The organism is Mesorhizobium sp. M7A.F.Ca.CA.004.12.1.1 (assembly GCF_003997835.1).
GTDB lineage: Bacteria > Pseudomonadota > Alphaproteobacteria > Rhizobiales > Rhizobiaceae > Mesorhizobium.
Map to the genome: position 1 here is coordinate 1 of NZ_RZRK01000413.1, position 5,548 is coordinate 5,548.

The 5,548-nt window shown below is 63.2% G+C and carries 4 protein-coding genes; 2 read left to right on the forward strand and 2 right to left on the reverse strand.

The genetic code is table 11. The annotated features are described in order from the left end of the window. Window positions 1-173: 173 nt before the first annotated feature. The gene (locus EN984_RS20930; protein WP_127270488.1) at window positions 174-575 is read left to right on the forward strand and encodes a type II toxin-antitoxin system VapC family toxin; all 402 of its coding nucleotides are present in this window, start codon (window positions 174-176) and stop codon (window positions 573-575) included. Window positions 576-600: 25 nt separating this feature from the next. Beyond that, the gene (gene coaBC, locus EN984_RS20935) at window positions 601-1,833 is read left to right on the forward strand and encodes a bifunctional phosphopantothenoylcysteine decarboxylase/phosphopantothenate--cysteine ligase CoaBC (RefSeq protein WP_127302015.1); all 1,233 of its coding nucleotides are present in this window, start codon (window positions 601-603) and stop codon (window positions 1,831-1,833) included. Window positions 1,834-1,920: 87 nt separating this feature from the next. Here the strand turns inward: coaBC and EN984_RS20940 are convergent, their stop codons facing one another. Together EN984_RS20940 and EN984_RS20945 are read right to left on the reverse strand one after the other, a co-directional pair. Further along, the gene (locus EN984_RS20940) at window positions 1,921-2,499 is read right to left on the reverse strand and encodes an invasion associated locus B family protein (protein WP_127272727.1); all 579 of its coding nucleotides are present in this window, start codon (window positions 2,497-2,499) and stop codon (window positions 1,921-1,923) included. A 35-nt stretch (window positions 2,500-2,534) separates the two neighbouring features. Continuing rightward, on the reverse strand, window positions 2,535-5,548 hold a 3,014-nt coding region (locus EN984_RS20945; protein ID WP_164765559.1), incomplete at its 5' end, for an autotransporter outer membrane beta-barrel domain-containing protein.

Genomic DNA, 5,548 nt, shown 5'->3' on the forward strand with positions numbered 1-5,548 from the left:
GAGCAGGAGGCAAGAACCCTGTTGTTGAAGGATGTAGCGGCAGTCAACAAGCACGACGACGATGTCGTCACGGCAGAGGAAATCCTCGAATTCGGTCGACGATTGCGAAAAGTGGACTTCGATCAGAAAAAACTAACGGATGAGCTCTGGTCCTTCATCGAGGAGGACTGACTGTGGTGATCGACACCTCCGCGATTTTGGCCATCCTCAAGCAGGAGCCTGATGCACCGGTGATAGCCCAGCGCCTCGCCGGAAATCAGCTGATGTTTATGAGCGCCGCGACCCTGATGGAATGTGGCACGGTCGTCGTCGGACGTTATGGGGCGGCCGGCACAGCTGAGTTGAGAGGCCTTCTAGAAAGACTGAAAGTCACGATCGTCGCTCTCACTGCCGAACATGCACAGGCCGGCATTGAAGCCTATGCCCTCTATGGCCGCGGCACTGGCCATCCCGCCAAACTCAACATGGGCGACTGTTTTTCCTACGCCCTCGCCAGGACGCGAAACCTGCCGCTGCTTTTCAAGGGCAATGATTTCATCCATACCGATATCGAACCGGCGCTGAAGCCGGCATGACACTCGATAAGAACTGGTCTTGGGCATGAGCCTCTCCGGCAAGCGCATCCTGCTCATCATCGGCGGCGGCATCGCCGCCTACAAGGCGCTCGATCTCATCCGCCGGCTGCGCGAGCGCGGAGCCGGCGTTCGGGTGGTCATGACATCGGCCGCGCAGGAGTTCATCACCACGCTGTCGGCCGGCGCGCTCTCCGCCGACCATGTCTTTACCGAACTGTTCGACCGCCAGGACGAGCACGATGTCGGCCACATCAGGCTGTCGCGCGAGGCCGACCTGCTGGTGGTGGCGCCAGCCACCGCCGACCTGATGGCCAAGCTCGCCAATGGCCACGCCAACGATCTGGCCTCCACGGTGCTCATCGCCACCGACAAGCCGGTGCTGATGGCGCCAGCCATGAACCCGAGGATGTGGGCGCATCCGGCCACCCGCCGCAACCGCGCGACGCTGCAGAAAGACGGTGTCATCTTCGTCGGTCCGGTCAGGGGCGAGATGGCCGAAAGCAATGAAGCGGGCGAAGGCCGCATGGCCGAGCCGCTGGAGATCGTCGCCGCGATCGACGCACTGCTCGACGTCGGCCCGAAGCCGCTGTCGGGGCGCAGGATCATCGTCACCTCCGGCCCCACGCATGAGCCGATCGACCCGGTGCGCTACATCGCCAACCGTTCGTCCGGCAAGCAGGGCCATGCCATAGCGGCAGCACTGGCCAGGCTCGGCGCCGATGTGCACCTCGTCTCCGGTCCTGTCGGCATTGCCGATCCGGCTGGCGTGAAGACCATCCATGTCGAACGTGCGCAAGAGATGCGCGACGCGGTGGAACAGCTCCTGCCTGCCGACGCGGCGGTGTTCGTCGCCGCCGTTGCCGACTGGCGAACCGAAAATTCAGCCGGTGAGAAGATCAAAAAGGTGGCCGGCGAAGGGCCGCCGGTGCTGCGCATGGTCGAAAATCCCGACATTCTCGCCGGCGTCGGCCATCACAGCCAGCGACCCGGCCTGATTATCGGCTTCGCCGCCGAGACGCAGGATCTCCTGCGCAACGCCGAGGCCAAACTCAAGAAAAAAGGCGCCGATCTCATCGTCGCCAACGACGTGTCGCAGGGAAGCGGCGTCGGTTCTTCTGGCGTGATGGGCGGCGATCGCAACCGGGTGCGGATCGTGTCAAAGGCTGGCGTCGAGGAATGGCCGGAGATGAGCAAGGACGATGTGGCGGCGCGGCTCGCCGCCTTGATCGCCGAAAGGCTTAAAACCATCATCGTTTGAACCGACGCAGAGACGTTCTGAGGCAGTGACGCACTGCCCTGCCGCGAGACGACATTCAGGCAGCGCTTTAAGTCCTGCGGCTCTACCTCAATTGGTCAAAAGCTGCGCGGTCCGGGCAAGCGCGCCGGCGAAGCCGTTGAGCGGAATGGAAAAGTTCACCGCTTGTCCGGTATCTGCCGCGAAAGCGTCGATCTTCAGTGTGGTGCCTGATTTCAGCAGCGGCGTGACAGTCGCATCGAACACCACCGGCACCAGACAGCCGACGACCTGGCAGGTGTTGAACGCCAGGCTGCCGTCCAGCTTCTGATCGTCGATGGTCAGGCTGACCCCCTTGGCCAGCGCCAGGCCGAACGGCAACGCAAGCGTGCCCATGGCATCCTCGCCGGTCTTGCTCGACAGCTCGATCGCCAGCAGCCGCTGATTGCTTTGCTTGTTGAATTGCTGATGCGACAGGCTGCAGGTCTTGGCCGTGCCCGATATCTGGCAATTGACCGTCCAGTCGCCGTGGGTTTCAGACAGTGCCGACGCGCCGCCGGGCAACTGCGGCACATCCGCGGCAGCGGGTGCCGCGACCGCCTTGTCGCTCTTGGTTTGCGCCGCCACGGCCGCCACGCCGACGGTGCAGGCAACACCCAGCATCGCCACGAAATACGCGTACTTCCTCATCAAGATCCCTCCCGCCCGGCTCCGCCTCGGGCCAGCTAGAAACTGACCTTGAGAGACGCGCTGATCGCGTTCTGTTTAACCGTTTCGCCGAAGGCGCCATTATATCTGACGGACATGCCGACGCCATTGACGCCGTTCAGCTCAAGGCCGGCGCCGACCCGATAGAGCGGCGAATCGACGGCCTCCGTCAAGTGCAATGCGGGGTTGCCAGGCAGATTCTCCGCCGCCGCGAAGCGACCTTCGATTTCCCACTCCTTGTCGGAAAACTCCACGCCAGCCTTGCCGTAGACGCGAAGGCTGGCAATGTCGCTGAGTGCAATGTCGGTACCGATCTCGAAAGCCGGCGTCGCCGAATAATACATGTTGGCGCTGCCGTCGAAGTTGAAGGCGGCAACCGAGCCCACTTCCTTGCCGGAAACACGCAGCCAGCGCGCGTCGAACTGCAGGGTCGGCTGCAGGTAGAAAGCACCCATCTCCTGCGTTATGCCGAGCCGCGCCGAACCGCCGAACTGGGCGGTTTTCTGCGTGTAGGTGACACTGTTGCCGATGCCAGGCAGCAATGCCTCCGGCAGATAATCGCCGATCAGCGTTTCGCCCGGAATGAAGGCCACCTGATCGAGATGCGTATCGCGCTCGCCCTTGAAGGAGCCGGTGCCGCCGCCGACTGCGAAGTCGATGAAGTAGTTCTTGTCGGCATATTTCGCCAGCGCATACGCCTGCCAGGATTCGCCTGTCGTGGCCGACAGCAATTCGCCGTTGAAATCGATCTTCGAGTCGAATTCGGTCCGGCCTATCGTTGCGCCGAGCGACCAGTGCTGGCTGACCTCGCCAATGCCGCCAAGCGACATCGTCTTCATGACGTCGTCTCGGCTGGTGGTGCCGGCCTCAGCGTCGCGGCTGTACTCGGCTTGCGGACTGATCGACGCCCAGACACAGCGTCCGTCGGGATCCTTGTAGGCGCGAACGCCGGTGCATTCGCGCGCCGCCTCCAGCATGATGTCCGTGGAGCGGTTGATCATCTCGAATGTGTGCACGGCATAGTGCGGCGTCAGCCGCGTCAGGGCCGAGCCGAGCTCCATTTCATCGGGCAGGAAGCGCAGCATGTTGATCAACAGCGCCATCGGATTGTCTGGGCTCGAAGAAGCCTCGACATCATCGAGATACTGCGCCATCTGGAAGACGCCGGGATCGGTCGTGCCGGAGTTAGGATCCTGTGCCAACTCCAGGAAAGTCGGATTGTCGGCATAGAGAACCAGATCCGTTCCGCCGACCACCTTGGTCAGGAAATTGAAGCCGACCGCCGGATGCAGCGTCGTGGGCGTGATGCCGGAATCGGTCATCGCCGATCCGGTGGCCAGCACATATTCGGCGAACAATTTGTCGATCGACAGGAAATTCAACGGCGCTTCACCATCGAAGTCTCCGGCCACCGTTAGTGCCAGGGCATCCGTGATCTGGTTGTTGAGATCGACGTCGGTGACGAAGTCGCCCGAGAATATCTGCGTGAAGCCGCCCGTGACATCCACTTTGGCCACGACGCCGATGCCCTGATTGGTAAACAGCCCGTCATTGGTGAACTTGCCGCCGCCGAGATCGATGGTCTTGAGGCCGACCATCGAGGCGTCGGCGATATTGTGGAAGCTGTTCGTGCCGCCGCCGAGGTCCATGTTGCCGATCACCCGTCCGAGCGTGTCGGCGCTCTTCGAATTCTCCACATGGTCATCGCCCGATGTGCCGGTGATAGCCAGTGGGCTGAAATCGTCCAGAAGCGATTCCAGGATCGCATTCGTCGGCACGACGGGACCGGGCGCCAACAGGAAGGCTTGGAATGCCTGAAATTGCGACGCCTGGATGGTGAAACTCGGCGTTGCCCCCATCGCATAGAGCAGGCTGTGGTTGTTCAGCGTGTTGTCTGCGCCCCCGACAAGCATCGCCGCCACGCCGGTTCCGGCACCGCCGATCGTGTACTGGCCATTCAGGTTGATGGTGATGTTGCCCTTGGCGCCCTTGGCCGTGCTCTCGCCATAGACAGCCACGGAATCCGCACCTTGCGCGAACAGGCTGTCACCCGCCGTCAGATCGACCGCATGGGCATTGCCGTCGCCTGTCGCGCTCTGGCCGAACATCGCATACGAACTTGCGCCCTTGACCCAGACTTGGCTGTCCGTGCTAGCGGCCGACGCCGCAGCGTCGCCGATACCACCTTGCGAGCCGGCCGCCGACTGGCCCATGGCCAGCGAATCCATGCCGCCGGCGCCACCGCCACCGCCCACCGCCTGGGCAACGACGCCGTGTCCACGGTCGCCATCGGTCTCAATGGCGCCGGACTGGATGATGGTTACCTTGCCGCCGGTGCCCTTGGTGCCACCAGGCGTGTTGAAGCCGATGGCGTTTGGCCCGCCGCCGTCGTCGTCGGCGCCAAAGCGGCCGAAACCGGCACCACCGATGCCGCCGCCGCCACCGACCGACTGCGCGATGATGGCGATGGAATCCTTGCCCGTCGTCGTGATCGTGCCGGTGCGGATGACGGTAACATCGCCGCCATCGCCGCCATTGCCGCCGAGACCGCCAATGGCCAACGCATTCGAGCTCTTGCCCTTGGCGTCGCCGCCATAGCCGCCACCGCCGCCGACCGATTGCGCGACCACGCCATGCGCGCGCTCGCCATGGGTGATGATGGTGCCGGAAACCGTGACATCGAGCTTGCCGCCATTGCCGCCATTGCCGCCGAAGCCGCCAAGCTGCAGCGCAACCGACTCGTCTCCCGCCGTGTCGGCCGATACCACGCCGCCATAACCGCCGCCGCCGCCGACGGACTGGGCGAAAATGCCGAGCGCTCCATCCTTCCAGGTTTCGATGATGCCGTCATTGTTGACCGTGACATGGCCGCCATTGGAGCCGTCGCCGCTCGGCAGAGAAATCGCGCCGCCGATCGTCATGTCGGCCTCCGAAGCGTTGGCCGCGGCACCCGAAGCACCGCCGCCACCGCCTACCGATTGCGCGAAAATGCCGTGCGAAAGATAGCCGAGCGTGGTGATCTTGCCATGAT

Bases quoted from the DNA above. Each gene is read 5' to 3' on its own strand.
- EN984_RS20940 (WP_127272727.1), bottom strand. From the start codon at position 2,499: ATGAGGAAGTACGCGTATTTCGTGGCGATGCTGGGTGTTGCCTGCACC.
- coaBC (WP_127302015.1), top strand. From the start codon at position 601: ATGAGCCTCTCCGGCAAGCGCATCCTGCTCATCATCGGCGGCGGCATC.